This is a genomic window from Micromonospora sp. WMMD980 (assembly GCF_029626035.1).
In the GTDB taxonomy this organism is placed as follows: domain Bacteria; phylum Actinomycetota; class Actinomycetes; order Mycobacteriales; family Micromonosporaceae; genus Micromonospora.
The window spans coordinates 5,480,195-5,495,957 of record NZ_JARUBE010000003.1 but is presented as its reverse complement, the minus strand read 5'-3'; the positions used below and the strand labels follow the sequence as shown (position 1 = coordinate 5,495,957).

Below are 15,763 nucleotides of genomic sequence, written 5' to 3'. Positions count from 1 at the left end.
ATCCGTGACCGCAGCCGCCGTACCGGCAGCCTCGCCCGCCTCGACGGGCGAGCAGTCCGGCGTACGCCTGGCCCGGTCCCGGCGTAACGCCGAGTTGTCCCTGCTCCTGCTGGCCATGGTGCTGGTGGCGGCCTATTCGGCGATGATCGAGGCGAAGGCGCTCGACACGATCACCGGGGATTTCTGGATCCCCGCCGCCGCGCTGGGGCTGGTCTTCCTCGGCCTGCACCTGGTGATCCGGTGGCTGGCGCCGTTCGCCGACCCCGCGCTGCTGCCGGCGGTGGCGCTGCTCAACGGCATCGGGGTCGGCTTCCTGCGGCGCTTCGACCTGGCCCAGGCCGCGCCGGCGGAGCGGGAGGATCTGGCCATCTTCGCCGGCACCGGTGGCCGCCAACTGGCCTGGACGCTCGCCTCGGTGGTGCTCGCCGCCGCGCTGCTGGCGATCCTGCGCGACCACCGCACGCTCTCCCGCTACGCCTACACGCTGGGGCTGGCCGGCATCGTGCTGGTGATGATCCCGGCGGTGCTGCCCGGCCGGTTCTCCGAGATCAACGGTGCCAAGCTGTGGATCATCGTGCCCGGGTTGGGGCAGATCCAGCCGGGTGAGTTCGCCAAGCTGGCCCTGCTCACGTTCTTCGCCTACTACCTGGTGCGCAAGCGTGAGGTGCTCTCGCTGGCCAGTCGGCGGGTGCTCGGCATCGACTTCCCGCGCGGGCGGGATCTCGGCCCGGTCCTGGTGGTCTGGCTGATCAGCCTCATGGTGCTGGTCTTCGAGAAGGACCTGGGCACGTCGCTGCTCTACTTCGGCATGTTCGTGGTGACGCTCTACATCGCCACCGAGCGGGTCAGTTGGCTGCTGATCGGTCTGCTCCTGTTCTTCGGCGGCGCCTACCTGGCCTATGTGCTCGGCAGCACGGTGGGCGGCCCGTTCGCCAACTTCTACGACCGGGCGCAGATCTGGCTCGACCCGTTCGCCGAGCCGTACGACCGGGGCTACCAACTCGTCCAGGGCCTGCTGACGCTGGGCACCGGCGGCCTCTTCGGGGCCGGGCCGGGCGGCGGTCAGCCGACGCTGCTGCCCGAGGTGCAGACCGACTTCATCTTCGCCGGCATCGGTGAGGAGATCGGCCTGTTCGGCCTCTCCGCGCTGCTGGTGGTCTATCTGCTGATCGTCGAGCGGGGCCTGCGCGCCGCGCTGGCGGTGCGGGACTCGTTCGGCAAGCTGCTCGCCGGCGGTCTGGCGTTCACGCTGGGCCTTCAGGTCTTCGTCATCGTCGGCGGCATCAGCAAGCTCATCCCGCTGACCGGCCAGACCACCCCGTTCCTCTCCGCCGGCGGCTCCTCGCTGATGGCGAACTGGCTGCTGATCGCGGTGCTGCTACGGGTCTCCGACGGCGCCCGCCGGCCGGTGACCGGCGCCGGCGGCTCGGCGGCCCGGCCCGCCGGCGGCCCGCCCGAGCAGTTGCACGGCGCCCCCACGGAGGTGATCCGGCCGTGAACGCACCCCTGCGCCGTGTCGGTGTCGTCGTGATGATCCTGTTCGGGTTGCTCTTCGCCAACCTCAACTGGATCCAGGCCTACAAGGCCGACGAATACCGCACCAGCGACTACAACGGCCGCGTCCAGGTCGCCGAGTACGACCGCAAGCGCGGCAACATCGAGGTCGGCGGGACCGCCTACGCGTTGAGCAAGGAGACCGGCGGCGAGCTGAAGTACCTGCGCACCTACCCCGAGGGCGAGATGTACGCGCACGTGCTCGGCTGGAAGCCGGTCAACGGCAGCGCGAGCGGCATCGAGCGGGTGGAGAACGACTTCCTCGCCGGCACCAGTGACGCGCTCATCGCCAACCGGATCAAGGACATGTTCACCGGTGACGAGACCGGTGGTGGCAACGTGCTGCTGACGCTCTCCAAGCGGGCCCAGGAGACGGCGTTCAAGCAGCTCAACAACAACGAGGTCGGGGCGAAGAAGGGCGCGGCGATCGCGATCGACCCGCGTACCGGCGCGGTGCAGGCGCTGGTGTCGATGCCGAGCTTCGACCCGAACCCGCTGGCGAGCCACTCCAGCACGGAGGCCGACCGGGCCTACAACGCGCTGGAGAAGGACAAGGACCGGCCGCTTGCCAACCGGGCGCTGGCCGAGGTGCTGCCGCCCGGCTCCACCTTCAAGATCGTCATGGCCGCGGCGGCGCTGGAGAACGGCATCGGCCAGCAGACCCAGATCCCGGCCGGTGCGAGCTACACCCCGCCGACCTCCGGGTCGCCGATCAAGAACGCGGCGCCGTCGATCTGCCCCGAGTCGCAGGTGACCCTGCGGGAGGCGGTGACCGAGTCCTGCAACACCGGCTTCGCGCAGCTCGGCGTGCGCCTCGGCGCGGACAAGGTGAAGGAGAAGGCGCGGCAGTTCGGCTTCGAGCAGGAGGACCTCACGGTCGGCCAGAACGGCGAGGGCGGCCTGCCGGTGGCGGCCAGCCGCACCGGCGACATGCAGAACCCGGACGGCAGCACCGACCCGGCCGCGCTGGCCCAGTCGTCGATCGGCCAGAACAACGTGCGGATGACGCCGTTGCAGGGCGCGCTGATCGCCGCCGCGGTGGCGAACGACGGCAGCCAGATGCGCCCCTACCTGGTCAAGCAGTTGCTCGGGCCGGACCGCACCACGGTCTACGACGCGGCCAAGCCGCGCGAGCTGCGCCGCCCGGTCAGCAGCCAGGTCGCCTCCGATCTGCGGTCGATGATGCAGAACGTGGTGAAGGAGGGCACCGGCCGCCGGGCCGACATCGACGGCTACGTGGTCGGTGGCAAGACCGGCACCGCCCAGTCCGGCCCGGACACGCCCGACCACGGCTGGTTCATCGGCTTCGCACTCGACAGGAACGGCACCCCGCTCTCCGCCGTCTGCGTGGAGCTGGAGCAGGCCGGCAGCGGGGGCAGCGCCGAGGCGGCCCGGATCGCCGGGCGGATCATGGCGGCGGCCATCGCGGACTCCGGGAGGCGCTGACGTGCTCAGCCCGGGGGTGCAGCTCGGCAACCGCTACCGGCTCGACGAGCGGATCGCCAGCGGTGGCATGGGCGACGTGTGGCGCGGCACCGATCAGGTGCTGGGCCGGACGGTCGCGGTCAAGAGCCTGCTTCCCGCGCTACTCGACGAGCCGGGCTTCGCCGAGCGGTTCCGCGGCGAGGCCCGGACCATGGCCACCATCAACCATCCGGGCGTGGTCGACGTCTACGACTTCGGCAGCGACCAGCAGATCGCGTTCCTGGTGATGGAGTACGTGGAGGGCGACGCGCTCTCCGCCACGCTCGGCCGGGTCGGCCGGCTCACCCCGGCCCGCACCATGGCGCTGCTGGCCCAGGCCGCCGACGCGTTGCACGCGGCGCACGAGAAGGGCATCGTGCACCGCGACGTGAAGCCCGGCAACCTGCTGGTCCGGCCGAACGGCACGCTGGTGCTCACCGACTTCGGCATCGCCCGCTCGGAGTTGGTCGGCCAGCTCACCGCAGCCGGCTCGGTGCTGGGCACCGCGTCCTACATCTCGCCCGAGCAGGCCACCGGCGCGGTCGCCACGCCCGCCTCGGACGTCTACGCGCTCGGCGTGGTCGCCTACCAGTGCCTGGCCGGTCGGCGCCCCTTCGAGGGGGACAATCCCCTCGAGATCGCCATGAAGCACGTCCGGGACACCCCGAGGGCTCTACCCGGAGACATCCCGCCGCAGGTGCGGGCCATCGTCGAGCGCGCCATGGCGAAGGATCCGAAGGCCCGCTGGCCCAGCGCCGCCGCGTTGGCGAGCGTCGCCCGACAGGCCAAGCTCGCGCTTTCCCAGCAGGCGCGCGGCGGTCGCCCGATCTCCGGCGTACCCGCCTCGCCGGCCGCGCCCGCCGCGCGGGCGCAGGTGCCGACCGCGGCGCCCCGCCCGCAGCCGCCGCGACCCCCGGTGACACCGGCCCGCCCACCGGTCGGGCCGCGCCCGACCATGGTCGCGCATCCCGCCCCGCAGGCCCGCCCGCCGGTGGGGCCGCGCGGCGCGGCGCCCATTCCGCAACCACGCCCCCCGCACAACCCCCTGGGGTACGCTCGCCCGCCGGCCGGGCCGCCGCAGGCGCCGCCCCGCCGCTCGCGCTCCGGGCTCTGGACCACCGCGATCCTGGTGGCCGTGCTGGTCATCCTCTGTTCGGGCGTGATCTCGTTCTGGTACCGGAAGTACGCGGCCGGCGCCGCCGGCGCACCCGGTTCCGCAAGTGTGAGCGTGACCTCCGGCGCGGTGCGGGCGTACGGGGGCGACTATCCGGTCCGCGCGTCGTACCGTCGTGAGGTACGCCTCCAGCCGGCCGGCGGCGGTTCGACGACGAGCGAAGGACGAGAGACGCGATGACAGCGCAGGCCCGCCTGCTCGGTGGCAGGTACCAGGTCGGCGAGCTGCTCGGCTACGGCGGCATGGCGGAGGTGCACCGCGGCCGCGATCTCCGGCTCGGGCGGGACGTCGCGATCAAGATGCTCCGTGCCGACCTGGCCCGCGACGCCACCTTCCAGATGCGGTTTCGTCGGGAGGCGCAGAACGCCGCCTCGCTCAACCACCCGGCCATCGTCGCGGTCTACGACACCGGCGAGGAGACCGCGCCCACCGGCGAGACGCTTCCGTTCATCGTGATGGAGTTCGTCAACGGGCGGACCCTCAAGGAGGTCCTCGGCGTCGAGGGGCGGCTCCAGCCGCGCCGGGCGCTGGAGATCTGCGCCGACATGTGCGCGGCGCTGGAGTTCAGCCACCGGCACGGCATCATCCACCGGGACATCAAGCCCGGCAACGTGATGCTCACCCAGACCGGCCAGGTCAAGGTGATGGACTTCGGCATCGCCCGGGCGCTGGCCAGCGGCGCCACCACGATGACGCAGACCAGCGCGGTCATCGGCACGGCGCAGTACCTCTCCCCCGAGCAGGCGCGCGGCGAGGCGGTCGACGCCCGGTCCGACGTCTACGCGGCCGGGTGCGTGCTGTTCGAGCTGCTCTGCGGGCACCCGCCGTTCGTCGGGGACAGCCCGGTCAGCGTCGCCTACCAGCACGTGCGGGAGCAGCCGCCGACGCCGAGCACGATCAACCCGGACGTCAACCCCGCGGTCGACGCCATCGTGCTCAAGGCGCTCTCCAAGAACCCGCTCAACCGCTACCAGAGCGCCGGCGAGATGCGGGCGGACCTGCTCCGCGCCGCCGCCGGCCGGCCGGTGCTGGCCACCCCGGTGATGCCGACCGAGGAGACCATGCCGATGGCGGCCGCAGCGGGCGGCTACCAGGCGGCGCAGCAGACCCAGATGATGGGCCCGCAGACCCGGCAGCAGGCGCCGGCCCGGGTCGGTGACCCGCGCAAGCGCAAGAGTTCCTCCTGGGTCATCGCCACGTTCGCCGCGCTCGGCGTGCTCGCGGTGATCGCGTTGGGCACCGCGCTCTGGCTCAACCAGTCCGGCACCGAGAAGGTCTCCGTGCCGCAGTTGGTGGACCGTACGCAGGCGGAGGCGCAGGCCGCGCTCACCCAGGCCGGGCTGCGCTTCGTGCCCGGCACCCAGGTCAAGAACGCCGAGTGCAAGGAAGGCACCGTGGTCGGGCAGAGCCCGCCGTTCGGCCAGCGGGTGGAGAAGGACACCGCCGTCACGGTGCAGATCTGCGCCGGCCCGGACAACGTCACCATCCCGACGGACCTGGAGGGTGGCAAGTACACGGCTGTGAAGGCGCAGCTTGAAAATATGGGGCTGAGAGTCGCTCGCAAGGACGTCAGCAGCAGCGAATCCGCGGGGCAGGTCGTCAAGGTGTCACCCAAGGGCGGCACCACGGTGAAGCCGAACAGCGAGGTGACCCTTGAGGTGTCCAAGGGCGACATCACCAAGGTGCCGGACGTTCGCGGCTTCACCGAGGATCAGGCGAAGAAGCGGCTGAAGGAAGCCGGCTACGACGTCCGGGTGGTCGAGGGTGAACAGGTCGACCCGGCCCAGGCGGGCAAGGTGAGCGGCCAGAACCCGTCCGCCGGCAAGGACCTGGCCAAGGGTGAGCAGGTCACGATCGAGGTCGACGTGCCGCTGCCCGAGGAAACCCCCAGCGCCACGCCGAGCGCGACCCCCAGCGCGACGCCGACCACACCGGGCGGCGGAGGTGGCGGCTTCCCGTTCCCGACCGTCCCGCCGGCGCGCAGCAACGGCTGACAGTCCTCGACGCCAACGTGGCGGCCACCCCTCTGGGTGCCGCCACGTTGGCGCTTCCGGGGCTCAGACGGTGGCGAAGGCGGCCCGGCGGCGCGCGTCGACCTCGGCGGCCAGCTCCGGGGCCCGCTCCAGCGCAGCCGGGAAGCCGCAGGCGGCGAGCCAGTTCGCCAGCATCAGATGGCCGCCCTCGGTCAGCACCGACTCGGGGTGGAACTGGACGCCCTCGATCGGCAGCGTGCGGTGCCGCATCGCCATCACCACGCCGGAGGCGGTCCGACCGGTGACCTCCAACTCGTCGGGGAGCGTCTCGGGCAGCACGGCGAGTGAGTGGTAGCGGGTGGCGGTGAACGGGTCGGGCAGGCCGGCGAGCACGCCGACGCCCTGATGGCGTACCTCGGAGGTCTTGCCGTGTAGCAGCTCCGGCGCGCGGGTCACGGTGGCGCCGAACGCCTCGCCGATTGCCTGGTGGCCGAGGCAGACGCCGAAGAGGGGGAGCTTACCGGCGTACTCGCGGATCACGTCCAGACAGATGCCGGCGCGGTCCGGGCTGCCCGGCCCCGGCGAGAGCAGCACCCCGGCCGCGCCGACCCGGCCGACCTCGGCCACGTCGATCTCGTCGTTGCGGCGGACGTCGCAGTCCACGCCGAGTTGGCCCAGGTATTGCACCAGGTTGAAGACGAACGAGTCGTAGTTGTCGATCACCAGGACGCGCATCGGGTCACCTGTTCGGGGCGGAGGGCGGGGCGTTGTTCGTCTCGGTGCTGTAGGGCAGTTCCTCGTCCTCGGCGGGTTGCCCGGTCGGGTCGGTGAGCTCTTCGGAGCGGCCGCCCGGCTCACCGGCGGGCTGCTCGACCTGCACGTCGTCGAAGGGCAGCAGTGGCTCGGCCCAGGGGAAGACCACGAGCCAGAGCAGGGCGACCGTCGCCACGGCCAGCAGTGTCGAGCCGATCAGCTTGCCGGGCAACCCCCACGGCAGCTTCCGCCAGATCCACGAGTACACGGGTCAGCCCTCCAGCTCGGCCGGTCGGCCCGCCGACTTCGCCTGTGCGTGGTCGAAGCGGGCGTGGATGATCAGCCGCTGGTAGTTGTCGAACTTGGGATTGCAGGTGGTCAGCGTGAGCAGCTTCTCGGTCGCTCGGCTGCCCGGCTTGCCCGGCACCGGCGCGACCACCTCGACCTGCGACGGCTTGACGATGCGCTGCTGGTAGACCCGGTAGACGAGCCATTCGGTCTTGGTCTCGACCACGATCGCGTCGTCCGTCTTCAGCTCGTCCAGCCGCCAGAACGTGGAGCGGATGCGGTGCCCGGCGACGGAGAAGTTGCCCACCTGGCCGGGCATGGCGCTGTCCGGGTAGTGGCCGGGGGCGTACCTGATGTCGTCCGGGGTGACTCCCTCGACCACCACCCAGTGCTTGTCGAGCTTCGGGAGGTAGAGCCCGGCGACGGGCTTTCCCTCGGCCGGCGGCTTCGGCTTCGTGCTCGGGCCGGTCGTCGGCCCGACCGTCGGGTCCGCCGCCCACTCCTGGGCGAGCTGGCCGCTCAGGTCGCTCTGGTGGGCATCGACGATGACCGACTTGCCCCAGATCTCGTAGCCGGCGAAGAGGAGCACCACCAGGCCGAACGTGATGAGCAGTTCCCCCGTACCCCGGACGAGCCTGCGCACCCGGGAGCCGGTGGTGGGGCGGGTCAGCTCGGAGTAGACGCTCTTGTAACCCTCGCCGGTCTGCTCCGGCCGGAGCTGCACCACCCGCTCGCCGCGCCGCGGTCGCGGCGGCTCGGCGGGCGGCTCGGTGCCGTCGTCGCCGGTGTCGGGCACCGGGGGCACCGCACCCATCAGCCCGGTGGCGTCGAGCCGCGGATCAGCCGGCGGGCGCGTGACGGCGGGCAGCACCGCGGTCGCCCCGGGATCGGCCGGCGCGGGCCCGTCCGGGCCGCGGCCGGTCGGGCCACCCGATCGGGATCCGCCGGGACGCCGCTCGGCGGCGTCGGCACGCCGAGCGGATCGTTCGGTCACCGGCGGGATGAAGTGGGTGGGTCCGTCACCCGGCGCGGCCGGCCGCACGCCACCGCCTCGGCCCGCTGCGGAGCCGGGCCGGCCGGGCGCGGCGGCACGATCCGGGCCGGAGCGGCGGTCGGGCATGCCGTTGTCGGCCGGGTGGGTGCGGCGGTCGGGCATGCGGTCGTCGGCCGGGCGGGAGGGCGCTCCCCGGTCGGGGGAGTCGAACCGTCGGCCGGCGGCGACCCCGGGCGCACCGGCGGACCACCGGGGTTCGGCGGCGGGCGGTCCGGCGGCGCGACCTTCCGCGGCCCGGCGCTCCGGGCCGACGGACGGCCGGTCGGGGTGGCGCGGCGGTGGGGAGGTCTCGGCGCGGGACGCTGCGCTCGGCGGGCGGGCCTGGTTGCCCGGCCACGTGGGCGGCGGTGCGGGCGGTCGGGCGGGGCTGCGGCGTGCCGGGGCGGAGTGCGCCGGTCCGTCGTCCGGCCAGGGCAGATCGAGCGGGGGCCTCGGACGTTCGGCCCTGGGGGGTGCCGGGCGCTCCACCTTTGCCAGGAACTCGGTCGGTTCCTCCGGTCGGGCCCGACCGCGGCCGTCGCGCTCGCCGGGGCCGTCGCCGTTCACCTCGGCACCGTCGCGGACTGCAGCGCGGTGGAATCCTCGAACGCCGGCACGGTGACGGTGGAGACCTGCTCGCGGTAGCCGAGCTGGTAGTGGTCGGCTACTTCCTTGAACACCCGGACTCCCTCAGAGGCGGCGAGCGCCCGCTGAAACTCGGCGGGATCGCCGATGGCCACGATCTTGAAAGGAGGGGAGTAAACCCGGCCGTGCAGCAGCAGGGTGTTACCGACGCAGCGTACCGCGCTGGTGCTGAGCACGCGGACGTTCATGATTGACATGGCTTCCGCGCCGCCGGCCCAGAGCGCGTTCACCACCGCCTGCACGTCGCCCTGGTGCACGACGAGGTCGTCGTTGCTGGCGCCCTTGGGGAGCGGCTGGCCGGGCCCCCAGTTGGCGTCGTTCAGCTCGATGGTGACCCCGGTGCCGGTGAGCGCGGTGAACCCGGCGGCCTGCCGGCTCGCGGCGGCCCGGTCCCGCTGCGTCTTCACCGGCCCGTCGGTGCCGGCCAGCGCCTCGGTCTGCTGCTCGACCTCGTCGCGCAGCCGGGCGGCCTTGGCCTCGCTCGCCGCCACCTGCTCACGTCGGTCCTCGATCAGTTGGGTGAGCTGGGGACGGCGGTCCTCCCGCAGCGAGGTGCCGCCGGCGGTGGTCGCGGTGGTGGTGAACAGGAGCCCGGCCGCGGCGGCGATCAGGGGCACGCCGATCGACCAGCCCGGGCGGCGCTGGCGCGCGCGTCGGGGCAGCAGGCCCGCCGCCGCGCGGCGGAGAGCCTTCTGCCAGGAGGCGGCGCCGGACGTGTACTCCACCGGGCGTTCCCTTCCCGTCGTCTCGTTCCGGCCCGCACCGGTGCGAACCGCTCTGCTCGACCCGAAAAGTCCGCTCTTTTCGGTAACTCCGTGCACCGGCCCGACCCCATTCGTGGCCTGGACGGTCCTTCCGGACTACGCTGACTGTCGAACATTATTGGCCATGGACCGTCGCCCTCGCGCCCGGTTGTCAGGCCGGACGAGGTCGTACCCCCCTCTGGAGAGCGTCGTGCCCAAGTCTCAGGTCCGCAAGAAGAAGGTGTACACCCCGCCGACGGACGTGCGTCCGACGGCGACGGCGTCGACGCGCAAGCCTAGCCCGATCTGGCTGCCGGTCACGGCCGTCGCGCTGATCGTGGTCGGTATCGGATGGCTGGTGCTCTACTACCTCTCCGAGCAGGCCTACCCGGTCGCCTCGTGGGGCTACTGGAACCTCGCGGTGGGCTTCGGCGCGATGGTCTCGTCGCTGATCCTGCTCTCCCGCTGGCGCTGACGGCGCGGTTCCACCCCACTCCACGTCACGCCACGCCGCCCCTGCCCGGCGCACCGGCGCCGGTCCGCCTAAGGTGTCCGCAGGGCGGCGTGGCCGATGCGAGAAGACTCACGTTACTGCTGAGTAACCTTCCGCGTAGGCTGCACTGACAAGCAGCAGACCGGGAGGCCAACTCGATGGGCAGCGTCCAGATCGTCACCACGATCCTCGCGGCCGCCATCACCGCCGTTGCGGTGTGGCTAGCGGTACGTGCGGTCGCGAAGATGACCGCCGTCATCCGGCTCGGCCAGCCCGCGCCCGAGCGCTTCGGCGGCAAGGGTGCGCGCGCGACGAAGATGCTGGTGGAGACCGCCGGCCACACCCGCATGCTGAAGTGGAGCGTGGTCGGGGCCGCGCACTGGTTCGTGATGGTCGGCTTCGTCGTGCTGTCCTTGCTGGTGCTGGAGGCGTACTTCGAGGTGGTCACGCCGGGCGGCGGGCTGCCGATCGTCGGGCACTGGACGATCTTCGGCCTGGTCACCGAGTGGATCGGCATTCTGGGCCTGGTCGGCATCGTGGTGCTGATGGCGATCCGGCTGCGTAACCGCCCCAACCGGCCGGAGAGCCGCTCCCGGTTCACCGGCTCCACCATGTGGCAGGGCTACTTCGTCGAGTGGGTCGTGCTGCTGGTCCTGATCTTCGGGTTCGTCATCCGCGGCTTCAAGGTCGCCACCGACCACTTCGAGTACCCGGTCTGGGCCACCCCGCTGAGCCACGCGGTCGGCTCGGTGCTGCCGGACTGGTCGGCCGGCGTCAGCGTGGCCGCACTCATCAAGATCATGATCTCGATGACCTGGCTCATCGTGATCTCGCTGAACGTCACCATGGGCGTCGCCTGGCACCGCTTCCTGGCCTTCCCCAACATCTTCTTCAAGCGTGACCCGGAGAAGCCGGCCGGATCCGGCCTGGGCCCGCTGCGCCCGATGACCAGCGAGGGCAAGCCGCTCGACTTCGAGGAGGCCGACCCCGAGAAGGACCAGTTCGGTGTCGCCCAGGTCGAGCAGTTCACCTGGAAGGGCCTGCTCGACTTCAGCACCTGCACCGAGTGCGGCCGCTGCCAGTCGCAGTGCCCGGCCTGGAACACCGGCAAGCCGCTGTCGCCGAAGCTGCTGGTGCTGAGCCTGCGTGACCACGCGTACGCGAAGGCGCCCTACCTGCTGGCCGGCGGCGGCAAGGACCTGACCGGCGAGGAGAGGGGCACCGAGGAGCAGTTGGCCGGCGTGGACGTGCTGGCCATGGCCGAGGCCGACCGCCCGCTGATCGGCACCGCCGAGGAGGGTGGCGTCATCGACCCGGACGTGCTCTGGTCCTGCACCACCTGCGGCGCCTGCGTCGAGCAGTGCCCGGTGGACATCGAGCACGTCGACCACATCGTCGACATGCGCCGCTACCAGGTGCTGATCGAGTCGAGCTTCCCCTCCGAGGCCGGCGTGATGCTGCGCAACCTGGAGAACAAGGGCAACCCGTGGGGCGCGCCGCAGAACACCCGCGAGGACTGGACCAAGGGGCTCGGCTTCGAGGTCCCCCGGGTCGGCGAGGTCGAGGACTTCGAATACCTGTTCTGGGTGGGCTGCGCCGGCGCGTTCGAGGACCGGGCCAAGAAGACCACCCGGGCCGTCGCCACCCTGCTGAACGAGGCGGGCGTCAGCTTCGCCATCCTCGGCGAGGGCGAGACCTGCTCCGGTGACCCGGCCCGCCGGATCGGCAACGAGTTCGTCTTCCAGATGCTGGCCCAGCAGAACGTCGAGACGCTCAACGAGGCGTTCGAGGGCCGGGAGAAGGCGAAGCGGAAGATCGTGGCCACCTGCCCGCACTGCTTCAACACGCTCGGCAACGAGTACGGCCAGCTCGGCGGCGAGTTCGAGGTCGTGCACCACACCCAGTTGCTGGCTCACCTGGTCAGCGCGGGCAAGCTCACCCCGGTGCAGCCGGTTGACGGCGGCGTCACCTACCACGACCCCTGCTACCTGGGCCGGCACAACCGGATCTTCGCCGCGCCGCGCGAGGTGCTCGGTGACTCCATCCAGGGCGAGCTGACCGAGATGCCGCGCAACAGCGAGCGCTCCTTCTGCTGCGGTGCCGGTGGCGCCCGGATGTGGATGGAGGAGAAGATCGGCAAGCGGATCAACGTGGACCGGGTCGAGGAGGCCATGTCCACCGGGGCGAAGACGATCGCGGTCGGCTGCCCGTTCTGCTCGACGATGCTCAACGACGGTGTGAACGGCAAGGGAGCCGGCGAGGACGTCGAAGTGGTCGACGTCGCGAGCGTGCTGCTGCGCTCGGTCAAGCCGGAGGCCCCGGCGGGCGAGCCGGAGACCGCGCCGGCGGCCGGCTGAGGCGTACCCCGGCGAGAGCCGGACCACGACGGCGGCGGCACCCCTGCGGTGCCGCCGCCGTCGTTCAGTTACCGGCGGTGATCGCCGTCGTGCTGGCCACCGTGGTGGCGAGGATCACCGCGGCCTGCATCTCGTCGATCGCCTTCTTCACGGCGGCGGACGCCCAGTCGCCGGTGGCGATCTCGGTCAACCGGGCCTTGACCCGCTCCTTCGGCAGCTCCCGGAAGAGCTTGCGGTCCAGGCCGACGGCCCGGGTGAGGGTGAGCAGCGCGGCGGTCCGCGCGTCGACCGGCCCGTCGCCGACCAGCGCGGCGGTCATCCGCTGCCGGGCCGCCGTCTCCGCCACCGGCTCCGCGCCGGTCGGCGAGGGATAGCGGGTACGCGGGAAGACGAGCAGCACCCGCTCGGACTCCCGGCGCAGCACCCCCGCGCCGACCAGCCCGTCGAGGACCCGGTCCGGCAGGCCCTTGGCCAGCTTGCCGACCCAGTCCTTCGGCTTGCGCGGCCGGCCGGAGCCGACGGTGGCCAGCGCCTCGTCGAGCAGCGGCACGCCGGTCGGGCTCGGGTCGGTCACCACCAGCCGCTTGTCCGCCACCTCCACCCGTCGGGCCAGGGCCAGCTCCAGCAGCACCGCCCCGGCGAGGCCGTAGTCGAGGTGCGGGCGGCCGAGCCGGTTGACGCCGCCGTCGTCGTAGGCGAGCAGGACGAGTTCGTCGGTGAGCAGCAGGCCGTCCATGCCCGCCACGGTACGGGTGACCCGCCACCGGCGCCCACGTGCCACAATCACGCCCATCGACGGCCTGCTGGTTCTGACGCTGTTGCCCCTGGTCGGCTTCGTGCTGCTGACCGCCGGCAACGCCTTCTTCGTCGCGGCCGAGTTCGCCCTGGTCACCGTCGACCGGGCGGAGATCGACAGGCGGGCCGGCGAGGGGGACGGCCGGGCCGTGACGGTCCGCCGGGCGCTGCGGGACCTCTCCTTCCAGCTCTCCGGCGCCCAGCTCGGCATCACCATCACCGCGCTGCTCACCGGTTATCTGGCCGAGCCCGCGCTGGCCCGGCTCGTCGCGCCGCTGCTGCGCCCGCTGGGTGGCGCGGACCGCTTCACCGGGCTGCTCGCCCTGGCCCTGGCCACGCTCGTCTCGATGCTCTTCGGTGAGCTGGTGCCGAAGAACCTGGCGCTGGCCCGCCCGATGCCGGCCGCGTTGGCCACCGCCGCGCCGATGCGCGCCTTCTCCCGCACCTTCGGCTGGCTGATCCGGCTGCTCAACGACTCGGCCAACCGGTTGGTCCGCCGGCTCGGCGTGGAGCCGCAGGAGGAGCTGGCCAGCGCCCGTTCCCCGGAGGAGCTGGGGCTGCTGGCGGCGATCTCGGCGCGGGCCGGCGCACTGCCGCCGGACACCGCGATGCTGCTGCGCCGCACCATCCGCTTCGGCGACAAGCGGGGCCGCCGAGGCGATGACCCCGCGGGTCGACGTGATCGCGCTGCGGGCCACCGCCACGGTCGCCGAACTCCTGGACCTGTCCCGGCAGACCGGCCGGACCCGGTTCCCGGTCTACGAGGAGACGCTCGACCTGGTCACCGGGGTCGCGGGGGTGCCGGACGCGCTGGGCGTGCCGCTGGCCCGCCGCGCCGCCACCACGGTCGCGTCGGTCGCCCGGGAACCGGTGTACGTCCCGGAGAGCCTCGACCTGGACGGCGTGCTGGCCGCGCTCAAGGACGCCGGCGCGGACCTGGCCATCGTGGTCGACGAGTACGGCGGCACCGACGGCGTGGTGACCGTGGAGGACCTGGTCGAGGAGCTGGTCGGGGAGATCGCCGACGAGTTCGACCCGGCCGCGGTGGACGACCTCGGGCCGGTGGAGCTGACCGTGCCGGGCGGGGAACGGACCGTCCTGGTCGACGGCGTGCTGCGCGCCGACGAGCTGGTCGAGCAGACCGGTTTCCCGCTGCCCGACGGTCCGTACGAGACGCTCGGCGGCTTCCTCATGGCCCGGCTCGGCCACATCCCGGTCCCCGGCGAGTCGGTGGACGAGGCCGGGTACGAGTTCACCGTGGTGGAGGTCGACCGGCACCGGATCGAGCAGGTCCGGGTGGTGCGCCCCGAGGAGCCCGACGACGGTGCCTGAACTGCTTGTCGCCCTGGTGCTGCTCCTCGGCAACGCCTTCTTCGTGGGCAGCGAGTTCGCGCTGATCGCGTCCCGCCGCACCGTGATCGAACCGCTCGCGGCGACGTCGAAGCGGGCCCGCTGGGCGCTCGCCGCGATGAACCAGATCCCGCTGATGATCGCCGGCGCGCAACTCGGCATCACGGTCTGTTCGCTCGGTCTGGGCGCGATCGCCGAGCCGGCGCTGGCCCACCTGCTTGAGGTGCCGTTCGAGGCGCTCGGCCTGCCGGTGTCGGCGGTGCACCCGGTGGCGTTCGTGATCGCGCTGGCGGTGGTGGTGTTCCTGCACACCGTGGTCGGCGAGATGGTGCCGAAGAACATCACGCTCGCCGGTCCGGAGCCCTCGGCGCTGTGGCTCGGCCCGGCGATGCTCGCGTTCTGCCTGGCCACCAAGCCGCTGCTGCTGGCGATGAAGTGGTCGGCCCGGCAGGTGCTGCGCTGGTGGCGGGTGGAGGCGACGGACGCGGTGAAGACGGTGTTCACCGCCGAGGAGTTGGCCGGGCTGGTCTCCCAGGCGCGCACCGAGGGGCTGCTGGACGCCGAGGAGCACGCCCGGATCACCGGGGCGCTGGCGCTGCACAGCCGTACCGCCGCCGACGCCCTGCAACCGTGGTCCACGGTGACCACCGTGGCCGAGGACGTCTCACCGGCCTCGCTGGAGGTGCTGGCGACCCGTACCGGCCGGTCCCGCTTTCCGGTGGTGCAGCGGTCCACCCGCCGGGTGCTCGGCTTCGTGCACGTCAAGGACGTGCTCGGGTACGCCGGCGCGAGCCGTCGGGGCCCGGTGCCGGCGGAGGTCTACCGGCCGCTGGCCGTGGTGCCGCCGGACCGTACGCTCGCCGACCTGCTGCTGGCGATGCGCCGGGAGCGGAGGCACATGGTGCTGGTCAGCGACGGTCGTCGGCCCCTGGGTGTGGTGACGCTCGACGACGTATTGACGGCCATCATGGGCAAGTGAATGAATACCCTTTGTGTGCACCTGATTGCGGACACGTGATTGAACAACGGGTCGCCTTGATTCCACCCGGGTGCCTTCCCTAATGTGATGCACCGACCGTTGTGGGTCGTCCGCCTCGATCTTCCCTCTCGCGAGGCGCCCGCCGGTCGGTTGCAAAGGAGT

General features: G+C 72.1%; 12 protein-coding genes and 1 pseudogene. 8 read left to right on the top strand and 5 right to left on the bottom strand.

Annotated elements, in window-relative coordinates; all coding sequences use genetic code 11:
• Window positions 1-4 precede the first annotated feature (4 nt).
• From O7618_RS25890 to pknB, 4 genes are read left to right on the top strand one after another with little or no spacing between them, the layout of a single operon-like run.
• The gene (locus tag O7618_RS25890) at window positions 5-1,498 is read left to right on the top strand and encodes an FtsW/RodA/SpoVE family cell cycle protein (RefSeq protein WP_278108734.1); all 1,494 of its coding nucleotides are present in this window, start codon (window positions 5-7) and stop codon (window positions 1,496-1,498) included.
• The gene (locus tag O7618_RS25885) at window positions 1,495-3,000 is read left to right on the top strand and encodes a penicillin-binding transpeptidase domain-containing protein (protein WP_278108733.1); all 1,506 of its coding nucleotides are present in this window, start codon (window positions 1,495-1,497) and stop codon (window positions 2,998-3,000) included. The genes O7618_RS25890 and O7618_RS25885 overlap by 4 nt, the downstream gene beginning before the upstream one ends.
• A 1-nt stretch (window position 3,001) precedes the next feature.
• Entirely contained in the window at window positions 3,002-4,372 is a 1,371-nt protein-coding gene (locus O7618_RS25880) for a serine/threonine-protein kinase (protein WP_278108732.1), read from the top strand.
• On the top strand, window positions 4,369-6,186 hold the full coding sequence (gene pknB, locus O7618_RS25875; protein ID WP_278108731.1) for a Stk1 family PASTA domain-containing Ser/Thr kinase: 1,818 nt from the start codon (window positions 4,369-4,371) through the stop codon (window positions 6,184-6,186). Before O7618_RS25880 ends, pknB begins: the two co-directional genes overlap by 4 nt.
• A gap of 63 nt (window positions 6,187-6,249) precedes the next feature.
• Here pknB and O7618_RS25870 read toward each other — a convergent pair whose 3' ends face one another.
• The 4 genes from O7618_RS25870 to O7618_RS25855 all read right to left on the bottom strand — a co-directional run bounded on the left by O7618_RS25870 (window position 6,250) and on the right by O7618_RS25855 (window position 9,609).
• The gene (locus tag O7618_RS25870; protein ID WP_278108730.1) at window positions 6,250-6,900 is read right to left on the bottom strand and encodes an aminodeoxychorismate/anthranilate synthase component II; all 651 of its coding nucleotides are present in this window, start codon (window positions 6,898-6,900) and stop codon (window positions 6,250-6,252) included.
• A gap of 4 nt (window positions 6,901-6,904) precedes the next feature.
• Complete coding sequence (locus O7618_RS25865) at window positions 6,905-7,186, bottom strand: hypothetical protein (RefSeq protein WP_278108729.1); 282 nt, start codon at window positions 7,184-7,186, stop codon at window positions 6,905-6,907.
• Between the two features lie 3 nt (window positions 7,187-7,189).
• Window positions 7,190-8,362, bottom strand: coding sequence for a class E sortase (locus tag O7618_RS25860; protein ID WP_278108728.1), 1,173 nt, complete (start codon window positions 8,360-8,362; stop codon window positions 7,190-7,192).
• Between the two features lie 440 nt (window positions 8,363-8,802).
• Window positions 8,803-9,609 carry a DUF881 domain-containing protein gene (locus O7618_RS25855; RefSeq protein ID WP_278108727.1) on the bottom strand — a complete coding sequence of 269 codons (807 nt, stop codon included), beginning with the start codon at window positions 9,607-9,609 and terminating at the stop codon, window positions 8,803-8,805.
• 229 nt (window positions 9,610-9,838) lie between these two features.
• Here O7618_RS25855 and O7618_RS25850 point away from each other — a divergent pair, with 229 nt between their 5' ends.
• Both O7618_RS25850 and O7618_RS25845 read left to right on the top strand, forming a co-directional pair.
• The gene (locus tag O7618_RS25850; protein ID WP_181571065.1) at window positions 9,839-10,102 is read left to right on the top strand and encodes a cell division protein CrgA; all 264 of its coding nucleotides are present in this window, start codon (window positions 9,839-9,841) and stop codon (window positions 10,100-10,102) included.
• Window positions 10,103-10,278: 176 nt separating this feature from the next.
• Window positions 10,279-12,477, top strand: coding sequence for a (Fe-S)-binding protein (locus O7618_RS25845; RefSeq protein WP_278108726.1), 2,199 nt, complete (start codon window positions 10,279-10,281; stop codon window positions 12,475-12,477).
• 64 nt (window positions 12,478-12,541) lie between these two features.
• Here the strand turns inward: O7618_RS25845 and O7618_RS25840 are convergent, their stop codons facing one another.
• Window positions 12,542-13,213 carry a GPP34 family phosphoprotein gene (locus tag O7618_RS25840; RefSeq protein ID WP_278108725.1) on the bottom strand — a complete coding sequence of 224 codons (672 nt, stop codon included), beginning with the start codon at window positions 13,211-13,213 and terminating at the stop codon, window positions 12,542-12,544.
• 82 nt (window positions 13,214-13,295) lie between these two features.
• Between O7618_RS25840 and O7618_RS25835 the strand changes: the two are divergent.
• Together O7618_RS25835 and O7618_RS25830 are read left to right on the top strand one after the other, a co-directional pair.
• Window positions 13,296-14,604: pseudogene (locus tag O7618_RS25835) on the top strand (hemolysin family protein).
• Window positions 14,597-15,601, top strand: coding sequence for a hemolysin family protein (locus tag O7618_RS25830; RefSeq protein WP_278108723.1), 1,005 nt, complete (start codon window positions 14,597-14,599; stop codon window positions 15,599-15,601). Before O7618_RS25835 ends, O7618_RS25830 begins: the two are co-directional and overlap by 8 nt.
• Window positions 15,602-15,763 lie beyond the last annotated feature (162 nt).

Bases quoted from the DNA above. Each gene is read 5' to 3' on its own strand.
- pknB (WP_278108731.1), top strand. From the start codon at position 4,369: ATGACAGCGCAGGCCCGCCTGCTCGGTGGCAGGTACCAGGTCGGCGAG.
- O7618_RS25845 (WP_278108726.1), top strand. From the start codon at position 10,279: ATGGGCAGCGTCCAGATCGTCACCACGATCCTCGCGGCCGCCATCACC.
- O7618_RS25870 (WP_278108730.1), bottom strand. From the start codon at position 6,900: ATGCGCGTCCTGGTGATCGACAACTACGACTCGTTCGTCTTCAACCTG.
- O7618_RS25860 (WP_278108728.1), bottom strand. From the start codon at position 8,362: ATGCCCGACCGCCGCACCCACCCGGCCGACAACGGCATGCCCGACCGC.
- O7618_RS25840 (WP_278108725.1), bottom strand. From the start codon at position 13,213: ATGGACGGCCTGCTGCTCACCGACGAACTCGTCCTGCTCGCCTACGAC.